Origin of the sequence: Mameliella sp. CS4 (assembly GCF_019392335.1) — a bacterium.
GTDB lineage: Bacteria > Pseudomonadota > Alphaproteobacteria > Rhodobacterales > Rhodobacteraceae > Antarctobacter.
The window spans coordinates 1-18,467 of sequence record NZ_JAHXRQ010000029.1 but is presented as its reverse complement, the minus strand read 5'-3'; the positions used below and the strand labels follow the sequence as shown (position 1 = coordinate 18,467).

Below are 18,467 nucleotides of genomic sequence, written 5' to 3'. Positions count from 1 at the left end.
GTCCGCTGCAGACTAAGTAATGCTGCAAATGCGAAGCGGATTCGGAGCTGCACTTGTCCGACCCTATTTTCCCACCGGCACATCCTTTCGATTTCGACGCCGTCCGCGATCCGGACGATGGCGACAAGCTGAAAGAGGAATGCGGAATCTTCGGCGTGGTCGGCGTGACCGACGCCGCCAACTTTGTGGCGCTCGGCCTGCACGCCCTGCAGCACCGGGGGCAGGAGGCGGGCGGCATCGTCTCGTACCACCCCGACCACGGTTTCAACTCTGCCCGCCGCTTCGGCTATGTCCGTGACAACTTTACCAAGCAATCGCTGATGGAGACCCTTCCGGGACAGTTGTCTATCGGCCACGTCCGCTATTCCACAGCCGGATCCAAGGGCCCGACCCAGATCCGCGACGTGCAGCCCTTCTTCGGCGAGTTCTCGATGGGCGGCGCGGCGATTGCCCACAATGGCAACATCACCAATGCCGAGGCGCTGCGGCGCGAACTGATCGAGCGCGGCTCGATCTTCCAGTCCTCTTCTGACAGCGAATGCATCATCCACCTGATGGCCCGCTCTCTGCAACGGGACATCCCCGCCCGGATGGAAGACGCGCTGCGCCGGGTCGAAGGCGCCTTCAGCGTCGTCGCGATGACCCGGACCAAGCTGATCGGCGTGCGCGACCCGCTGGGCGTGCGCCCGCTGGTGCTGGGCAAGGTCGGCGATGGCTGGTGCCTGTCGTCCGAAACCTGCGCGCTGGACATCATCGGCGCCGAGTTCGTGCGCGAGATCGAACCGGGCGAGATGGTTGTCATCACCGCCGAGAATGGCGTCGAATCGATCCGCCCATTCCGGCCCGCGAAGCCGCGGTTCTGCATCTTCGAGCATGTCTATTTCTCGCGCCCCGATTCGATCATCGGCGGACGGTCCGTCTATGAGACCCGCCGCCAGATCGGTGTGGAACTGGCGCGCGAGGCGCCGGTAGAGGCGGACCTGGTCTGCCCCGTGCCTGACAGCGGCACCCCCGCCGCCATCGGTTTTGCGCATGAAAGCGGCATTCCCTACGGCATGGGCATCGTGCGCAACCAGTACATGGGCCGCACCTTCATCGAGCCGACAGAGCAGATCCGCAACATGGGGGTGCGCCTGAAGCTGAACGTCAACCGCGCGCTCATCAAGGGCAAGAAAGTGATCCTTGTGGACGACTCGGTTGTGCGCGGCACCACCAGTCGTAAGATCAAGGAAATGATCCTGGACGCCGGCGCGGCCGAGGTGCATTTCCGCATCGCCAGCCCGCCCACCGCCTGGCCCTGTTTCTACGGCGTGGACACGCCCCAGCGCGAAAAGCTGCTGGCCGCCACCATGTCCGAGGACGAGATGTGCAGCCACCTGGGCGTCGACAGCCTGAAGTTCATCTCGCTTGACGGTCTCTACCGCGCCGTGGGCGAGGCCGAGGGCCGCGACACCAAATGCCCGCAGTATTGCGACGCCTGTTTCTCGGGTGAATACCCGGTGGAACCCGCGGATATGATCGAAAAGGGCTTTCAGATGAAGGCGGCCGAGTAACCACCGCCGAAGGCGCGCTGCTGGACCGGCTGCGCGCCCGCCTGCCCCATGTCGATGCGCTGAATGACATGGGGATCACGGTGCCGCCCCTGCCCGGCTGAACGCTCCAAGCGAAACCGGCGATTCCGTGCCAGTGTCGCACCCGGTTTCGGCGGGCTTTGGCAGATGCCTCGTGCCCCCGCTTCCCCCGGATGCTGCACCGCAGTATCTGCCCTGATCTGTTCAAAACGGAACCAGGACATGGCACAGGAAACCGCAACACCACAGTCCGTCATCGCGGCCGCCACCACGCCCGCGACGGGCAACCTCGACAAGCTGATCCTGCTCGGGACCTTCGGCGGCGGCGAAGCCCGCAAGGCAATGGTGCGCACCTCGAAAGGCAAGGTCGTCACGCTGAAACAGGGTGACAAGATCGGCCGAGACCCGATTGTCGCGATCGAGGATGGCCGCATCGCCCTGCTGCAAAAGGGCCAGACCCGCTGGCTGACCCAGCCGGTCGCCCAGTAGGGTCAGCTGGTCACGTCGCGACAGCGCGTCCAGCTGACGGGCGCGTCGTCGCCGAAACTGACCAGGGCCTCTTCCTCGGACAATTGCCGGATCACCACCGTCACGCCCGCGTCATGCCCGCCCTCGGGCATGACGAACCGGTATCGGTGGCGGCTGTATTGCCCATCGGTCTCGATCCCCGAGGGAGCGACCACCCGGCTTCCCTTGATGGTGAGCATCTGCCCGTCCGGCGCGCACCAGTCGCCCGAAATCTCATCCGCCGCGAGGGCACCCGGCAGCAGCAAGATACAGATCGTCAGCATCCGTTTCAGCATCGTCACTCTCCCGCATCGCTTTTGGGGACAGCATGCCGTAAGGCAGACCGCCTGCCCAGCCTCTTGACCGTCCGGGCAAAGCCCCTCACACCCGAGACATGACCCTTTTAGCTCTCGACAGCCGTTGGCGCCGCTTCAATGACCCGAACCGGGCCTGCCCCTGCTGTGGACGGCGGTTCTCGGGCATTTTTGACATCGGGTTCGACGCGCCGGACGCATGGCCGCATGGGGAACGCCTGGGCGAAGACGACCTGGACATCGAGAATGACCGGCTGGGACCGGAGTTCTGCCGCATCGGGGCGCGCTATTTCCTGCGCGCCGTGCTGACCCTGCCCCTGCGCGGCAGCGAGGACTGGTTTTCCTTTGGCCCCTGGGCCGAAGTGCCCGAGCCGGTCTTTCGCGCCTATCTTGCGACCATTGAGCACCCGGACCAGCCCTTCGGCCCTGCCGAGGGCCTCTTGGCCAATGCACTGCCCCTGTTCGAGGACGAGGCCGAGAGCGCCGTCACGCTCACCCTGCCCGACCCGTCACAACGCCCACGACTGACCGCTACCGATGGCCCGCTGGCCGAGGCGCAGGCACAGGGAATTTCGTTTGACGACCTGCTGGAGATCTACGCCGCCTGCGGCGACGACATTCGCCCGCATCTTGCCGCGGATTGAGGCAACGCGCCGCGCTTGACGCGCTCGCGAAACCCCGGCACATCAGCCGCCATGACCAAGCTCGCCCTCATCACCGGCGCCTCTCGTGGCCTGGGCTTTGCCCTGGCAGAGGCACTTGCCCCCGATCATCATATCATCGCCGTTGCCCGCACCGTCGGCGGGCTCGAAGAGCTCGACGACCGCATCAAGGCAAAGGGCGGCCAGGCCACCCTGGCGCCGATGGATGTCACCGATCGCGACGCGATGGCCCATCTCTGCCGCTCGATTCATGACCGCTGGTCGCCCGAGACACCCGAGGGTGAGGGCACGCTGGCGCTCTGGGCGCATACGGCGGTCCATGCCAGCGCGCTGACCCCGGCGGTTCATATCGATCCGAAGGAATGGCAGAAGTCGCTGGCCACCAATGCCGACGCGATGGGCCACCTTGTCCCCTTCGTCGCGCCGCTGCTGGGGGAAACCGGGCAGGCCCTGTTCTTCGACGATCCCGTCAAGGGAGAGAAATTCTACGGCCTCTACGGCACGACCAAGGCGGCCCAGATCGCCCTGGCCCGCAGCTGGGCCGCTGAATCCGAACGCACCGGCCCCCGGGTCCATGTGCTGGAACCGCGCCCGATGGCCACCTCCGTCCGCGCCCGCTTTCACCCCGGAGAGAACCGCGACACGCTGGCCACGCCAGAGGCCGAGGCCGCGCGCCTGATCGCCACGCTTACCTGAGGGGCCGTGGCTTCGGCACCTCGCCCGTGAGGTGCCAGGCGCGACCGGCCTATCAGAGGGTTGCAACACAACCGGTCCAGCCCCTAGAGAAGAACAAACCAGCACGGGCACCCCTTCATGCGCATTCTCATCACCAATGACGACGGCATCAACGCGCCGGGTCTCAAGGTTCTTGCCGACATCGCCGCCGATCTGGCCGGGCCTTCGGGCGAGGTCTGGACCGTGGCCCCCGCCTTTGAGCAATCGGGCGTGGCGCATTGCATCTCGTACAGCCACCCGACGATGATCGCGCAACTGGACGACCGCACCTTTGCCGCCGAAGGCAGTCCAGCGGACTGCGTGCTGGCCGGAGTGCATGACGTGCTAAAGGACAATCCACCGGACCTGGTGCTGTCGGGCGTGAACCGGGGCAACAACTCGGCCGAGAACGCGCTCTATTCCGGCACGCTGGGCGGCGCGATGGAGGCCGCTTTGCAGGGGCTGCCCGCCATCGCCCTGTCGCAGTACTACGGCCCCGCCAACGCCCTGGCCGACAACCCGTTCGAGGCCTCCGCCATACATGGCGCGGCGACTGTGCGGGCCATCCTGGCCGCCGATCCGGGCCACGCGGGCGGCTATCGACGCTTCTACAACGTGAATTTCCCCCCGGTCCCGGCGGATGACGTGGCGGGCACCACGGTCGCGCCGCAGGGCCTGCGCCGCGACACCCGCTTTTCCGTCGAGGCGACGCATTCGCCGTCCGGCCGGCGTTTCCTCTGGGTGCGCGGCGGCGACCAGCGCGCCGCAACCGACAGCGGCACCGATGCGGACTTGAACCTCAAGGGCTGGATCACCGTCACGCCGATGCTGGCCGACCTGACCGATCACGCGGCGCTGGACAGCCTGAAAGACGCCTTTTCATGAGCTTCGACGCCGAAGCAAAGATGCAATTCCTCTTTGCGCTGCGCTCCAAGGGCGTGACGGACAAAGCCGTGCTGAACGCAATGGAAAGCATCGACCGCGGACGTTTCATCCAGGGCTATTTCACCGACCGCGCCTACGACGACATGCCGCTGCCCATCGCCTGCGGGCAAACTATCTCGCAGCCTTCCGTCGTCGGCTTGATGACCCAGGCGCTGAAGATCGGGCCGCGCGACAAGGTGCTGGAGGTGGGCACCGGCTCTGGCTACCAGGCGGCGATCCTGTCCCAGCTTGCGCGCCGGGTCTACACGGTCGACCGGCACCGGCGGCTGGTCCATGCGGCGCGGGCGGTTTTCGAAGCGCTTGAGCTGACCAATATCACCGCCTTCACCGCCGACGGTTCGTTCGGATTACCCGACCAGGCGCCCTTTGACCGCATTATTGTGACCGCAGCCGCCGAAGACCCCCCCGGCCCCCTATTGGCGCAACTGAAGATTGGCGGTATCATGGTGGTGCCGGTGGGCCAGTCCGACGCCGTGCAAAGCCTGATCCGCGTGACGCGGACCGACAGCGGGTATGAGTACCACGAGATGCGCCCGGTGCGTTTCGTCCCGCTGGTCGAAGGGCTTGGCAAGGACTGACCGGCTGGTGCGGTGTCGGACAGGCGCCGCCAACCTGTGACGCCCCGGAGACAAGGGGTGCATGTGAGGATATCGAGATGACACTTGCCTCCCGCCCCATGACGGCGCTTGCCCTTGTTGCCCTGCTTTCCGCCTGTTCCGACGGGGTCGATTTCGACCTGCGCGGCGGGATCGGTGGCGGCGTCGACACAACCGATGCCGCGCTCAAGGCCACGACCGCCCGGCCAGAGCCGGACAACCGCGGAATCATTTCCTACCCCAGCTACCAGGTGGCCGTTGCCCAGCGGGGCGATACCCTGGCCGATGTCGCCGCCCGCATCGGCCTGCCTGCGGACGAGCTGGGCCGTTACAACGGCATCCGCCCGAACGACCCGCTGCGCCGGGGCGAGATCATCGCCCTGCCCCGCCGCGTGGCCGAACCCTCGCCCGCGACCGGCGCCACCACCACTGGCCCGATCCGCTCGCCGTCCAGCGTGGACGTCACCACCCTGGCCTCCAACGCCATCGACGGCGCGCCCGACACCTCGCGCCGCACGGCGGACCCGCAGGCAGGCGTCGAACCGGTCCGGCACAAGGTCGCCCGGGGCGAAACCGCCTTTACCATCGCCCGGCTCTACCAGGTGTCGCCGCGCGCCCTGTCGGAATGGAACGGGCTGGACAAGGATTTCTCGATCCGCGAGGGCCAGTACCTTCTGATCCCCGTGGCCAAGCCGACGGAACCGCGCCGTTCGGAGCCGGCCACCACGCCGCCGGGATCGGGATCGCCGACGCCGGTGCCGCCTTCGGCCGCCGCCCCCCTGCCCGCCGAGACACCCAAACCGCGTGGCACCGCCGACCCGACGCCCAAACCCGAAAAGCCCGTGGCCGACATCGGCCAGAACAAGGCCAAGGCGAAGGGCAGCATGACGATGCCAGTGTCCGGTTCGATCATCCGCGAATACAACCCCGGCTCGAACCCCGGCATTGACATCAGCGCCTCGCCCGGCACGCCGGTTGCCGCCGCTGCCGCCGGATCGGTCATCAGCGTGTCGAAAAAGACCAATGGCTCCAGCTTCATCATCGTCCGTCACCCGGACAACGTGAACACGGTCTACCTGAACGTGGCCGATATCAGCGTGAGTGTCGGCGATTCCGTCAGCCGTGGGCAGCAGATCGCCCGCGTCGCCCCGGGCGAAGTCGGCTTCCTGCACTTCGAGGTGCGCCAAGGCCTCGACAGCGCGGACCCGATGTCCTACCTGCGCTGATCGTATCGCGCATCAGCAGGCCCCGCCGCCGCGCGACGGGGCCTGTCGTCTTCAAGCCCGGCATCAGGCCTCCGGCACGCCTTTTTCCCAGGTCGCGATATGCGCTGGCGCCGGAAAGACCACTCCGCCGTCCGGGCCGACAAACTGGCCCAACTGCCGCTCTGCCGAAGCCACCAGGGCCTCGACCCCTGCGTCATCGATGAAGTCCGCCAGGGTCCAACCCCTGACATCCGTCCGCACCCAATCGCGGATCGAGGCAAAGCGCGCGGTGCCGGTCCGGGTGGTGACCTGCGCCCCACCCAGCCCACCGGCGTCAAGCACGGCTGCGAGATCCGCCGGATCGCCAAGCACAAAGGGCGCGCGCAGGGCGCCGGCGGCCTGGTCCCCGAACATCTCTTCGATCAGGGCGATCATGGCTGCATAGCCCGGCGAGTTACTGGCGCTGTCCCAGACCGACAGGGCGATCCGGCCACCGGGGCGCAGAACGCGCCTCATTTCGCCAAGTGCCGCGGCCCGGTCGTCAAAGAACATCAGCCCGAACTGGCAGAGCAGGACATCAAAGCTCCCGGATGAAAAAGGCAAGGACTCTGCGCGCCCCTCCACCCAGGTGATACCGGCCCCGTGTCCACGGGCCACCGCGATCATGCCGTCATTTCGGTCAAGCCCGGTGACCTGGCCCGCGTCACCTGCCCGGCGGGCAGCCTCGCGGGTTGTCGCGCCGGTCCCGCAGGCGACGTCCAGAACGCTGCTGCCCGCTATGACCTTGGCAGCATCGCAAAGGGGCCCTGCCCAGGCCCCGAACAACGCGGGTACGAAAAAGGCGTCGTAGACTTCGGCAGCCGAGGTCGACAGTTGTCCGGTCGCTGCAGTGGATGTGGTCATGGTTCGCCCTCCGAGACTGTTGGCTTGCAGCCCGAAGGTGACGCAACGACCGCCATGCGGTATAGTTCAAGATCTGTACCACGGGAGTCCGGCGTGAAACCCTACGGCCAGTTCTGTCCGGTCGCCAAGGCGGCAGAGCTCTTTTGCGAGCGCTGGAACGCGCTGATTGTCCGTGATCTTGCCGCCGGGCCGCGCCGCTTTACAGAGCTGAAGCGCGGCGTGCCCCTGATGTCTCCGTCGCTGCTGTCATCCCGCCTGAAATGGCTCATCGAGGAAGGTGTCATCGAACGGTGCCACATGGGCGAAAGACACCCGGGCTACAGGCTGACCGATGCGGGCCGCGAGTTCGTACCGATTGTCGAGGCGCTTGGCATCTGGGGACAACGCTGGACACGCCGCAGGCTGAAGGACCACGAGATCGACCTGGGTCTTCTCGTCTGGGGGCTCGAAAGTGGCACCGATCCGGGGGCCTTCGGCGCCAGGCGCTGTCTTGTCCGGCTTGAACTGGCGGATCAGGTCGACTCGAAACGTCTCTGGTGGTTCCTGAACCAGAAAGGCACCTGCGAGCTTTGCCTGGACGATCCCGGCGGAGAGGTGAACCTCTATCTCGCCTGCACGCTACCGGACGCGATCTATCTGCTTCGCGGGGACCTCAGCCCCGCCCGGGCGATCGAGACAGAGCGGCTGGAGGTCCTGGGGGACAGCTGGGCCCGGAGGCACCTCACAGATTGGCTGAACCTCGGCCCGTTGACGCAGATCCCTTCGCAACGGGGCGACGCCGGGCACACCCGGGCTTAGCCCAGCGACCCGCCCTTGCGTCCCGCGAGATCGGTAAAGAACTGCCAGGCCACCCGGCCCGACCGCGCCCCGCGCGTCGCCTGCCATTCCACCGCTTCGGCGCGCAGCTCTTCCTCGGCCACGCTGACCCCATAGGCATCACAATAGCCCTGGATCATCTCCAGGTATTCATCCTGCGAACAGGGATGAAAGCCCAGCCACAGACCAAAGCGATCCGACAGGGACACCTTTTCCTCGACCGCCTCTGACGGGTTGATGGCGGTGGAGCGTTCGTTCTCGATCATGTCGCGCGGCATCAGGTGGCGGCGGTTCGACGTGGCATAGAACAGCACGTTCTCGGGCCGCCCCTCGATGCCCCCGTCCAGCACCGCCTTGAGGCTCTTGTAATGCTCGTCGTCATGGCTGAACGACAGGTCGTCGCAGAACAGCACAAAGCGATGATCCGTGCGCCGCAGCACGTTCAGCAGCCGCCCGACAGAGGCCAGGTCCTCGCGCTGCAACTCGACCAGCTTCAGGTCGTGGCCCTCGGCGCGCACGGCGGCGTGGACCGCCTTGACGATGCTCGACTTGCCCATGCCCCGCGCGCCCCAGAGAAGCGCGTTGTTGGCCGCCAGCCCGCGCGCGAACTGGCGGGTGTTCTCCAGCAGCGTGTCGCGGGACCGGTCGATCCCCACCAGCAGGTCCAGCGGGATGCGATTGACCTGTGCCACCGGCACCAGACGGTCCGGCTCGACATGCCAGACAAAGGCCTCTGCCCCGTCGAACGCCGGCTCCGCCTGCGGGGCTGGCGACATCCGTTCCAGCGCCGCGGCGATGCGTTCCAGCGCCGCGGTGCTCTTGGCCTTCTTTCCGCTCATTTCTGGCGGTCCTCGCCTTCGTCGAACTCTTCTTCGTCGAATTCGTCCATCAGCGGGTCATTCTCGGTGTCGGGCTCTTCCTCGAACCACAGGCCTTGCGCCTTGAGGTCTTCCTCGCGCTTCTTCTCGACGCGGCGCACCAGGAAGATGGAGATTTCGTAGAGACCATAGACAACCGTAAACAGGATCACCTGCGTGACCACATCCGGCGGCGTGACCAGCGCGGCCAGCAGCAGGATGCCGACAGCGGCATATTTGCGCACGCTGCCCAAGCCATCTGCCGAAACCAGTCCGGCCTTGCCCATCAGCGTCAGCAGCACCGGCAGCTGGAAACACAGGCCAAAGGCCATGATGAAAACCAGCGAGGTCTGCAGGCTCTCGTTGACCTTGCCGAAGAAGGTGATCCTCAGCCCTTCGGAGGTCTCTGGCACCACGGCGGCGGCGATCCCGTCGGCGTCGACCGAACCGGACATCAGGTTGGCAAAGACCGAGGGCGCATCCGTAAAGCCCAGGAAAAAGGCCATCGCGAGCGGCGTCACCACGAAATGGGCAAAGCTCGCCCCCAGCAGGAACATCGCCGGCGAGGCGACAAGGAAGGGCAGAAAGGCGCTCTTTTCCGTCCGGTACAGGCCCGGCGCCACAAAACGCCACATCTGATAGCCGATGACCGGAAAGGCCATTGCGAATCCGAACACAAGGCCGATGCGGAACAGCACGAAGAGATATTCCTGCGGACTGGTGTATTGCAGCGTCGGCGAGGGATCCCCCAACGCACGAAGCGTCGCCTCGATCGGCCCCAGAAGGAAACGCAGGATGTGCTCGGCGATGAAATCGCCGCCCAGCGGAATGAAACAGATACAGATCCCGATCAGCAGCGCCACCACCGACCGGATCAACCGTGTCCGCAGTTCCGCCAGATGCTCGATCAGCGGGGCCGAGCTGTCCTCGATCTCGTCCTGGGCATTGGTCATGCCGGTTTGTCCCCTTCGTCCGGCGCCGCCTTGGGCGCGGGCTCTTCATCGGGGGCCTTCAGAGAGGCCTCCAGTTCCTCGGCCCGGCGCGCGGCCTCTTCGGCCTCGCGCTGCTTGCGCTCGGCGGCCTTGCGCGCGGCGTTGGCCTCGATCTTTTTCTTGGCCTCGTCGCGTTCCTTGGCCAGCTTGCCGGTCTCGCTGTCCGGGTCCAGGTTGGTCATGGACTTGGCGGCATCCTTGACGCCGTCCATCGCGCTGCTGACCGGGTTGGTGGCCGACTTGAAGGTCTTGGCCACGTCACGCATGCCGGATTCATCCGCCGCGTCGTTCATCGCGCGGCTGAACTCGCGCGCCATGCCGCGCGCCTTGCCCATGAACCGGCCGACGTTGCGAAAGAGCACCGGCAGGTCCTTGGGACCGACGATGATCAGCGCAACGATGCCGATGACCAGCAGTTCGCCGAAGCCGAGATCGAACATGGTGGCTTACACCTTGTCCTTGTCTTTGGCTTCTTCTTCTTCAGGCGTCACGTCCTTGGCCTCTTCGGCCTTCTGGTCTTCGAGTTCCTGCTGGCCGTCGCTCACGCCCTTCTTGAAGGCGGTGATGCCCTTGCCCACTTCGCCCATCAGCGACGAAATCTTGCCGCGGCCGAACAGCACCAGCACGACAACGGCGATCAGCAGAAGGCCGGGAAGGCCGATGTTTCCGATTCCCATGATGTCTCTCCTAAGGTCGGCGGATCGCTTTCCCGCGCCCGCGCATCAATCCCACTGGGTCATTTATAGGTTCTCCCCCGGTCGAAAAAGAGCCAATCCGACGCGCTTGCGCACTCGTTTTGTCATGAGCTTGTCAGTTGTCAGGATTTTGTCAGTATGTGTCCTGAAATTTGTCCGGAATCGGCTGGCGCAACGCGTTTCCAAACGCGTTGAGCAAGGCCCTTCGAAGGGCCTTGTCCCCGGCTCCACCGGCTGGACAGACATAGGAAGGGTGGCACGGCATGAACCGCAAGGACCGGCTTTACGCGCTGACGCAGCGCCTGCGCGACGGCAAGCTGCACACCGCCGAGGCGATGGCACAGGACCTTGGGGTTTCGGTGCGCACGATCTACCGCGACATGGAGGTGCTGGCCGCCTCGGGCGTGCCGGTCGAGGGCGCGCGCGGCTACGGCTACACGGTGCAGGCGGCGATCACCCTGCCGCCGCTGAACCTGACCGAGGACGAGCTGGAGGCCCTGCACCTCGCGCTGGCCGCTTTGGGGGCCTCCGACCTGCCGGAACAGGCCGGCGCGGCGCGCTCTCTGGCGGCCAAGATCGAGGCGGTCCTGCCAGAGGATGCGGGCCCCGCGCCCGCGCCTTTCGGCTTTGCCACGGAATCCTTTGCCGAAGCCGCGCGCGGCTTTATCCATATGCCGGTGATCCGCTCGGCGATCCGCGCGCGCCAGCGCCTGCGCGTGGACACTGGCGGCAAGAGCCACGATATCCGCCCCCTGCACCTGGATTACTTCGGACGGGTCTGGACCTGCGTCGGCTGGGATGAGACCGAGGGGCGATTTCTCAGCCTGCGGGTCGACCGGATCGACGATCTCACGCCCTTGCCAGGGCTGTTCGTGGACGAACCGGGAAAGACCCTGGCCGACTGGCGGCGCGTCACATCCGGATGATGCAGACATAAAATGACCCCGGTGCGGGAGGGAACACCGGGGTCTTCGGAGCTGGCGCAGCCAGGAGGGACGTGGGGATGGCCGCGCTCGGACCAGCCCGAAATCAGTACTTGTAGGCCGAGCCGCCGTAGCCACCCGAATATCCGCCGGTGTAGCCACCACCGTGACCGGCATAGCCACCGCCATAGCCCAGCGTCGGCACTTTCTTGTGGCTGCCATAGACCGGTGCCTTGTGACCGTAGTCCTTGGCCGGCTTGTAGCCGTCATAGCCGCCGTTGTAGCCGGTCTGGACGTCCTGGTAGCCGCTGACGATGCAGGTCCAGGGCGCGCTCTGGTCGCCGCCGATCTTGATCACCTCGCGCGAGAATGTGGTGATCTCGTTGGTGGTCTTTGCGTAGTTCTGCACGCATTCCATCTGGCCGACATAGGCGGTGTTCCAGTCGGCATAGCCGTAGCTTTCATGCGCCGCGACGGTCCAGGTCTGAATGGTCACGATCTTGGCCTGCTGCTGGGAATGGCCGTAGCCCATCGCGGTGATCTTGTCCCCCTGCCCGGCGGCAGCGGAGGTGGCAGTCAGCGCGAGGGCGGCGAAGGCGATCTTGGCAAAGTTTTTCACGGGTCTGTTCCTTTGGTAAAAATGCTTGGTCCTGGGTCCTTGGTCCGTCCGGGGGCGGTTGCGTCCTGCCTTGGTCCGAACGTCGAATATGAGACGCAAGATAGGCGACGATCCTTGGCCCACGCAGGTGTGGAAAACCCCCGCCCCGCGCCAAGCCTCTGAAATCCCGCCAAAGCTTTGCGGAAAAATCGCCTCCGGACAAAAAAAAACCGCGTCCGGTCAGGACGCGGGGCTGATTGTACAGGTCAGGTCTTGCCGTGGTTCAGGCGGAAGCTTGATAGATCTTGTCGATATTTGCCGCCAGGGCCGCGTTGAAATCATCATCCGACAGCTGCTTGGTCAGGCCCTCGGCCAGGGCACGGCTGAACGAGGCGATCATCTTGGGTTGACGCGCCAGGCGCTCGCAGGCTTCGTCGGTGGAATAGCCGCCGGACAGGGCCACCACGCGGATCACGCGGGGATGGTCGGCCAGGTCGTCATAGAGACCGTCCTCGGTCGGGATCGTCAGCTTCAGCATGACGTCCTGACCCTCGGCCAGCTGGTCAAGATGCGCCTTGATCTCGGCCTTGAGCATCGCCTCTGCCTCGGCCTTGGTGGGCGAGTTGATGTCCACCTCAGGCTCCAGGATCGGCACCAGGCCCGCCGCCAGGACGGTCATGCCCAGCTCGAACTGCTGCGCGACGATGGCCTTGATGCCTTCGGGGTTCGCCTCGTGGATGACGGAGCGTTCCTTGGTCCCGAAGATGCCGAATTCAGCCGCCTCTTTCAGAGTCTCCTCGACGCCGGGGATCGGCTTCATCAGCTGGACGCCGTTCGCCTTGTCCTCCAGCCCCTTGTCGATCTTGAGGAAGGGCACGATACCGCGCACGTCCCAGAGCGCCTGCGGCGTCGGTTTGCCCTCGACCTCGCCGCGCATGGTGCGCTCGAAGAGGATGGCACCGATGACCTTGGCATTGGTGAAATCCGGGGCGGTGATGATTCGGCTGCGCATCTCGTGGATTTCGCCGAACATGGCGTCTTCGCCGTCATACATGTCCTCGGTCACACCGTAGAGGCGCAGCGCCTTGGGCGTCGAGCCCCCGGACTGGTCCAGCGCGGCGATAAAGCCCGCTCCGGTGCGCATCTGTTCGACCTGTTTGGCAAAGGTGGCGGCGTCCTGTCCCATGAAATCCTCGTGTGATGAGAAGAAAGGCGTTTGCGGCTTCGATAGCGCAGGCGCTGCGATGGGTATAGTGGCCGCGACAAGGGTTATCGCTAACTGCGACGCGGAGACGATCTTTCGCCGTAAATTCGTCTCACCGCCTGGTCACGCGCAACCAGATCCCGTCCCGGGAGCGCACCGTCAGATGCGCCTCGGGCACCGGTTCGCGCCCCTGGACAGGATCCACCTGCAGGTCGCGCAGGATCAGCGAGAGCAGCAGCACCCCCTCGACCATCGCGAATCCCGCGCCGGTACAGACGCGCGGTCCGGCGGAAAAGGGCATGTAGGCCTCGCGCCCGCAGGTCTTGCCGTTCTCGGTCTGCCAGCGGGCGGGATCGAAGCCATCCGGGTTCTCCCACAGGCCCTCATGGCGGTGCAGGTGCCAGGGGCTGAGCACCATTTGCGAGCCCTCGGGAATGTCACGGTTGCGGAAGCGTTCCGGGCAGGTGGTTTCGCGCACCATCATCGGCACCGGCGGATAAAGGCGCAGCGCCTCGCGGAACACGTCGCGGCAAATCCGCAGCTTTGAAATATCCGCGAAATCGCATGTCTTCAGCGTCTGCGCCTCTTCGGCCACCTTGTCCTGCCAGCCCGGATGCGTCGCCATGAGGTACAGCGCCCAGCCCAGGGCCGAGGCGCTGGTTTCATGGCCAGCGAGGAAGAAGATCGCAACCTGGTCGACCATCTCCTCTGCGCTGAAGGTCTGCCCTGTCTCGGGGTCGCGCGTCGTCATGATCTTGGTGGTCAGGTCGTCGGGCGCCTCTCCAGCGGCGATGGCCGCCTGCCGGTCCTTAGTCAATTTCGTGATGAGACCGCGAATGCGCCGGGCCGCCGCCTTGGTATCACGGCGGAAAAACCGGGGCATCCAGCGCGGCACCGGGATGAAGGCGGCCAGGTTCAGGATCGGCTGGGTCCGCTGATAGGCGCGGAACTCGTGAAAGACCTCTTGCGCGATGTCGTCCTCGATGGGGATGGAAAACAGGGTGCGAAAGATCACATCCGCCGCCGCATGGCTGGTGATCTCCTCGATCTCCACCTCCTGCCCTGCCCGTGCGGTCAGCCGTGCCAGCGCCGCCTGGGCCGCCTCCCACATCGCCGGATAGGTCTCACGCAGGCGCCCGCCCTCAAAGGCCGGGTCGATGATGCGCCTTTGCCGCTGCCACGTCTCGCCATTGGTCAAAAAGACCGAAGCGCCCAGCAATGGCCGCAACCCCTCGCCGATACGGTCGGATTTCGGGAAATCCATTGGCCGGTCCTTGAGCACCGTCTTCACCAGATCCGGCTGGTTCAGCAGGTAGGAGCGAAAGAACGGCGTGCGAAACTCGGCCATCTTGGCCCTGTACAGCCGCGCGGGCTGGGCCGAGAGGATGTCTTGCCGGAACAGTTTGACGTAGCGCCAGAGCGAGACCCGGTCAGGCCGCGCCGCCGGTTTCGGTGGGGTCATGCGGCAATGCTCGTGAATTTTGACACCGCCACGTCGATCCGGCTGGCCGAAGGCGGGCGGTTCGCATAGCGCGCGCCCAGACTGAGCGGCCCGGCAGTGATCTGAAAATAATCGTAGTCCAGCGGCCGGTCAAAGGCGCAGAGGTACTGGAAATGCAGGCGGAAGAACTTCCACCGCAGCTCCTTCCAGCGGGCTGGGCTGAGGGATTTCGTGAACTGCGCCGAAAAGACCAGCGGCCAGCGCTTGTTTGGCGGCGCCACGCCCGAGACGCTGACAGGATCGCACAGCGCAAAGGCACAGCCGTCCCCGGGCGCGGTCACATCCACCCAGGTCAGCTCATCCCGGGCACTGAGGTATCGCAGATCCGCCCGCAGCCGATGCGCGGCACGTAGAAAGGACACCATCGGCACCACCTGCCCAAGGCTGAGGAACGCCAGTTTCGGCCCGTTCGCGGGCACGCGCCCGTCACGGATCAGGTCGGCCAGGATCGACACCGCCAGATGCGCACCAGAGGAATGGCCAACCACCAGAACCTCGTCCACGTCATCGCACAGCGCGGCAGCGATGATTTCGCCGAAGTCACCCATGCGCGCCTCCAGCTCGGGCGGGTTGGCGCCCCTGAATTGCGCCGAATAAGCGTAGTCGTGCATCAGGTAGTAGGCAAAGAACTTGCCGTCCTTCTTCTTGAACCACCGCATGAGGCCCCAGGCGATCCCGGCCCAGGCGACAAGACCAAGGATCGTCGCCAGCGCGCCCAGCCAGGGCGCCAGAAGCGCGATCAACGCAAACACGATCCAACCCGCCAGCAGCGCCAGCACCAATTGCAAAAGCAACATCCCGATCGGGTAAAGCGCGGCGATCACCGGCCCCTTGCGCAGCCGCATCAGGCGGAACAGCGCCCCGGTGGCGATATATTCCCAGGCGGTGCGGACAAGCTGTGCGTAGGTGGCGAGGATCGAGGTCGACATGCTGTCGCGCACGATGTCGGACCAGACCAGAACCTCGACATCCGCCGAAACCGCCTGCCCCGCCGTCTCGCTTTCCACGTGCCAGCCATACAGCCCGCCGGTGCGCTTGGGCTTCAGCCCGATCTCGTAGCCGGAAATCCCGGCCTGCGCGGCACCTTCCTTGCGGTAAAGCTCTCGGTAGCGGCGCGGATGAATCGGGTCATAGCCGGGAATGTAGAAAACCCGGCGCCTGCTGACGTCCTGCGATGTTTCGGCCTGGTCAATGCCCATCGTCCGCACCTCATTGTTGCGGCAATGGTAACGGGGGTTTTCGGCAAGAGTAAGGCAGTCGCGCCTCAGCCCAGGGCCGCCAGCGCCGGGAAAGTCTCCAGCAACCAGAAGGACAGCGCCGAGAAACCGCCGGTCAGCATCAGCAGGCCAATGGTCCACAGAAGGAGGCCCATCGCCCGCTCGATCTGTTCCATATGCCGTTTCATCCAGCCCATGAGGCCGCCCAGCCTGGGCAGGAAGGCAGCGACCAGCAGAAAGGGTATGCCCAGGCCCGCCGCGTAGACCGCCAGCAAAAGCGTGCCGCGCGTGACCGAGGCCTCGGAGGCCGCCAGGCTCAGGATCGCGCCCAGTTGCGGGCCGATGCAGGGCGTCCAGCCAAAGGCGAAGGCAAGCCCGAGGATGTAGGCGCCGAAGGCCGACCCGCCCCTATCGCCCGCATCCAGCCGCGCCTCGCGGTCGAGGAACCCGATCCGGTAGACACCGACGAAATGCGCGCCAAAGATCATGACGATGATCCCGGCGGCGGTGTTGAACCACTCCTGGTACTGCAAAAAGGTCGCGCCCACCGCCGAGGCGGCAAAGCCCATCAGCAGAAAGACCGTGGACAGGCCCAGCACGAAGAACAGCGCCGGTATCAGCGCCTTGTTGCGTGTCGCGCCGGCGCGGTCGCCCAGGTCCGTCAGGGACACCCCGCTCATGTAGGCAAGGTAGGGCGGCACCACGGGCAGCACGCAGGGGCTGAGAAAGGAAATGACCCCGGCCAGAAGCGCCACGAACATGGCGGGCAAGAGCGATGCGTCGATGATCTCGATTCCGAACATGAGCCCTGACATAGGCCATTGGCGCGGCGGCGTCACCTGACCTCTCTGTCACATCTCCGGCATGGCGCGCGGGCGCTTTTCTTTGCCCGGACAAGCGGCTAGATCAGACGCATGACCCATGAACTCGACGCCCTCGGCCTGTTGTGTCCCCTGCCCGTCCTGAAGGCCCGCAAACGCCTGCAGGGCATCGCCACGGGCGAGGTTCTGATGCTGATGACGGACGATCCGGCGGCCGTGGTGGACGTGCCGCATTTCTGCGCCGAGGCCGGGCATGTCCTGGAGGGCCACGAGGAACAGGCCGGGGCCATCACCTGGCGTATCCGCAAGGTTTGACCCGGGCGTTCATAATTTCTTGGACGGTTCCGTGAAAATATAATTAGATCGACCGCATGTTTTCCAGCGCTCAGTCAGGGCGCTTTTTCCATCAAGACCAGAAAGCGAGTAAATGGGAACATTCACAGCCACCTATTCCGTCGCCTACCAGAACGGCAATCTGATGCCGTCACCCATTCAGGGGCCGTTCACCTCGGTCCTGAGCGACGGCGACCCGGATACCTCCTTCGAGACCGGAGACCACGTCACCTCATTCTCGGCCGACTATACCTACGCGGGCACCATGACGGTGAACGGGCAGGAATGGCCCACCTTCATCTACACATCGGATCCGACATTCGCAGTGATCTTCATGGATGAGCTGCCGGTTGCGCCGCCATCGACCCTGGTGACCAATGGTACCACCTTCACGGGCGCCTGTTTCGCGCCGAGTACGAGGATCGCGACACCGGAGGGAGAGGTTGCGGTCGAGCAGTTGCAGACCGGCGATTTCGTCACCACGGATGAGGGCGGCGCGACAGAGGTCGTCTGGATTGGCGTCGTAACACGGCTGACCGCGGTGGCGGGCAACGCCCTGCAGGCCGTGCGCGTGCGTGCCGGTGCACTGGGCGATGGCCTGCCCCACCGCGATCTGACCGTTACGGCAGATCACGGGCTGATCGTGGACGGGCTTGTCGTCAACGCGGCTGCCCTGGTGAACGGCGACAGCATCTCTTTCGTTCCCATGTCACAGCTCCCCGAACGCGTGACCTATTACCATATCGAGACCGCCGCGCATGACGTGATCCTGGCCAACGGAACCCCGGCCGAGACATTTGTCGATGCGGTCGGGCGCAGCCAGTTCGACAATTTCCAGGAGTATCTCGACCTCTACGGGGCCGAGCGGATCATTCCCGAAATGAACCGGCCCCGAGTCTCATCGCGGCGCCTGGTGCCCGCCGAGCTCCGCGAGCGGCTGGACGGCGCGACGGAAACCGACCGCCTGACCGCTTAGGCCGCGGTCCAAAGGAAACAAAAAAGGCCCCGCCGGTTCGGGCGCCATTCCGTTCCATAGGACATAACTCCTGCAGCCTGCCGACCGATAGGTCGGCAGGCTTTTGTTTTTACGCCC

Annotated in this window: 22 protein-coding genes; 11 read left to right on the top strand and 11 right to left on the bottom strand. The window is 65.2% G+C overall.

Going from position 1 to position 18,467, the window contains the following annotated elements:
* Positions 1-53: 53 nt before the first annotated feature.
* Together purF and KZZ07_RS23310 are read left to right on the top strand one after the other, a co-directional pair.
* On the top strand, positions 54-1,553 hold the full coding sequence (gene purF / locus KZZ07_RS23315; protein ID WP_255564544.1) for an amidophosphoribosyltransferase: 1,500 nt from the start codon (positions 54-56) through the stop codon (positions 1,551-1,553).
* A 240-nt stretch (positions 1,554-1,793) separates the two neighbouring features.
* Positions 1,794-2,060, top strand: a complete 267-nt coding sequence (locus KZZ07_RS23310; RefSeq protein WP_219518080.1) for a hypothetical protein — start codon at positions 1,794-1,796, stop codon at positions 2,058-2,060.
* 2 nt (positions 2,061-2,062) lie between these two features.
* On the opposite strand, the gene KZZ07_RS23305 is transcribed toward KZZ07_RS23310, so the two are convergent.
* Positions 2,063-2,374, bottom strand: coding sequence for a hypothetical protein (locus tag KZZ07_RS23305; protein ID WP_219518078.1), 312 nt, complete (start codon positions 2,372-2,374; stop codon positions 2,063-2,065).
* Between the two features lie 98 nt (positions 2,375-2,472).
* Between KZZ07_RS23305 and KZZ07_RS23300 the strand changes: the two genes are divergently transcribed.
* The 5 genes from KZZ07_RS23300 (at position 2,473) to KZZ07_RS23280 (ending at position 6,535) form a co-directional block, all read left to right on the top strand.
* Positions 2,473-3,036: a DUF2199 domain-containing protein gene (locus KZZ07_RS23300; RefSeq protein WP_219518077.1), complete on the top strand. Its 564-nt coding sequence runs from the start codon at positions 2,473-2,475 to the stop codon at positions 3,034-3,036.
* 51 nt (positions 3,037-3,087) lie between these two features.
* On the top strand, positions 3,088-3,750 hold the full coding sequence (locus tag KZZ07_RS23295) for an SDR family NAD(P)-dependent oxidoreductase (protein WP_219518075.1): 663 nt from the start codon (positions 3,088-3,090) through the stop codon (positions 3,748-3,750).
* Between the two features lie 117 nt (positions 3,751-3,867).
* Positions 3,868-4,653, top strand: coding sequence for a 5'/3'-nucleotidase SurE (gene surE / locus KZZ07_RS23290; protein WP_219518073.1), 786 nt, complete (start codon positions 3,868-3,870; stop codon positions 4,651-4,653).
* A complete protein-coding gene (locus KZZ07_RS23285; protein ID WP_219518071.1) occupies positions 4,650-5,291 on the top strand; it encodes a protein-L-isoaspartate(D-aspartate) O-methyltransferase in 642 nt (213 codons plus the stop codon). The genes surE and KZZ07_RS23285 overlap by 4 nt, the downstream gene beginning before the upstream one ends.
* A gap of 77 nt (positions 5,292-5,368) precedes the next feature.
* Positions 5,369-6,535, top strand: coding sequence for a peptidoglycan DD-metalloendopeptidase family protein (locus tag KZZ07_RS23280; RefSeq protein ID WP_219518069.1), 1,167 nt, complete (start codon positions 5,369-5,371; stop codon positions 6,533-6,535).
* 63 nt (positions 6,536-6,598) lie between these two features.
* On the opposite strand, the gene KZZ07_RS23275 is transcribed toward KZZ07_RS23280, so the two are convergent.
* Positions 6,599-7,417 (bottom strand): class I SAM-dependent methyltransferase, encoded by an 819-nt coding sequence (locus KZZ07_RS23275; protein ID WP_219518067.1) that lies wholly within the window; start codon positions 7,415-7,417, stop codon positions 6,599-6,601.
* A 93-nt stretch (positions 7,418-7,510) separates the two neighbouring features.
* Here KZZ07_RS23275 and KZZ07_RS23270 point away from each other — a divergent pair, with 93 nt between their 5' ends.
* The gene (locus tag KZZ07_RS23270) at positions 7,511-8,215 is read left to right on the top strand and encodes a winged helix-turn-helix transcriptional regulator (RefSeq protein WP_219518065.1); all 705 of its coding nucleotides are present in this window, start codon (positions 7,511-7,513) and stop codon (positions 8,213-8,215) included.
* Here the strand turns inward: KZZ07_RS23270 and KZZ07_RS23265 are convergent.
* Genes KZZ07_RS23265 through tatA form a run of 4 tightly spaced genes read right to left on the bottom strand, consistent with a single transcriptional unit; the run spans position 8,212 to position 10,759 of the window.
* Positions 8,212-9,072 carry an ATP-binding protein gene (locus KZZ07_RS23265; protein WP_219518063.1) on the bottom strand — a complete coding sequence of 287 codons (861 nt, stop codon included), beginning with the start codon at positions 9,070-9,072 and terminating at the stop codon, positions 8,212-8,214. The two genes, KZZ07_RS23270 and KZZ07_RS23265, sit on opposite strands and share 4 nt — an antisense overlap.
* A complete protein-coding gene (gene tatC / locus KZZ07_RS23260; protein ID WP_219518058.1) occupies positions 9,069-10,043 on the bottom strand; it encodes a twin-arginine translocase subunit TatC in 975 nt (324 codons plus the stop codon). The genes KZZ07_RS23265 and tatC overlap by 4 nt, the downstream gene beginning before the upstream one ends.
* The gene (gene tatB / locus KZZ07_RS23255) at positions 10,040-10,522 is read right to left on the bottom strand and encodes a Sec-independent protein translocase protein TatB (RefSeq protein ID WP_219518056.1); all 483 of its coding nucleotides are present in this window, start codon (positions 10,520-10,522) and stop codon (positions 10,040-10,042) included. Before tatB ends, tatC begins: the two co-directional genes overlap by 4 nt.
* 6 nt (positions 10,523-10,528) lie before the next feature.
* Positions 10,529-10,759, bottom strand: a complete 231-nt coding sequence (tatA, locus tag KZZ07_RS23250) for a twin-arginine translocase TatA/TatE family subunit (protein ID WP_219518053.1) — start codon at positions 10,757-10,759, stop codon at positions 10,529-10,531.
* A gap of 281 nt (positions 10,760-11,040) precedes the next feature.
* Here tatA and KZZ07_RS23245 point away from each other — a divergent pair, with 281 nt between their 5' ends.
* On the top strand, positions 11,041-11,703 hold the full coding sequence (locus tag KZZ07_RS23245) for a helix-turn-helix transcriptional regulator (RefSeq protein ID WP_219518052.1): 663 nt from the start codon (positions 11,041-11,043) through the stop codon (positions 11,701-11,703).
* A 103-nt stretch (positions 11,704-11,806) separates the two neighbouring features.
* Here the strand turns inward: KZZ07_RS23245 and KZZ07_RS23240 are convergent, their stop codons facing one another.
* The 5 genes from KZZ07_RS23240 to KZZ07_RS23220 all read right to left on the bottom strand — a co-directional run bounded on the left by KZZ07_RS23240 (position 11,807) and on the right by KZZ07_RS23220 (position 17,023).
* Positions 11,807-12,319, bottom strand: a complete 513-nt coding sequence (locus KZZ07_RS23240) for a hypothetical protein (RefSeq protein WP_219518043.1) — start codon at positions 12,317-12,319, stop codon at positions 11,807-11,809.
* A 262-nt stretch (positions 12,320-12,581) separates the two neighbouring features.
* Positions 12,582-13,484: a fructose bisphosphate aldolase gene (locus tag KZZ07_RS23235; protein ID WP_219518041.1), complete on the bottom strand. Its 903-nt coding sequence runs from the start codon at positions 13,482-13,484 to the stop codon at positions 12,582-12,584.
* A gap of 130 nt (positions 13,485-13,614) precedes the next feature.
* A complete protein-coding gene (locus KZZ07_RS23230) occupies positions 13,615-14,964 on the bottom strand; it encodes a cytochrome P450 (RefSeq protein ID WP_219518040.1) in 1,350 nt (449 codons plus the stop codon).
* Positions 14,961-16,202 (bottom strand): hypothetical protein, encoded by a 1,242-nt coding sequence (locus tag KZZ07_RS23225; RefSeq protein ID WP_219518039.1) that lies wholly within the window; start codon positions 16,200-16,202, stop codon positions 14,961-14,963. Before KZZ07_RS23225 ends, KZZ07_RS23230 begins: the two co-directional genes overlap by 4 nt.
* Before the next feature lie 65 nt (positions 16,203-16,267).
* On the bottom strand, positions 16,268-17,023 hold the full coding sequence (locus KZZ07_RS23220) for a cytochrome c biogenesis CcdA family protein (protein ID WP_219518038.1): 756 nt from the start codon (positions 17,021-17,023) through the stop codon (positions 16,268-16,270).
* Between the two features lie 111 nt (positions 17,024-17,134).
* Here KZZ07_RS23220 and KZZ07_RS23215 point away from each other — a divergent pair, with 111 nt between their 5' ends.
* Both KZZ07_RS23215 and KZZ07_RS23210 read left to right on the top strand, forming a co-directional pair.
* Complete coding sequence (locus tag KZZ07_RS23215; RefSeq protein ID WP_219518037.1) at positions 17,135-17,356, top strand: sulfurtransferase TusA family protein; 222 nt, start codon at positions 17,135-17,137, stop codon at positions 17,354-17,356.
* Between the two features lie 112 nt (positions 17,357-17,468).
* Positions 17,469-18,350: a Hint domain-containing protein gene (locus tag KZZ07_RS23210; RefSeq protein WP_219518035.1), complete on the top strand. Its 882-nt coding sequence runs from the start codon at positions 17,469-17,471 to the stop codon at positions 18,348-18,350.
* Positions 18,351-18,467 lie beyond the last annotated feature (117 nt).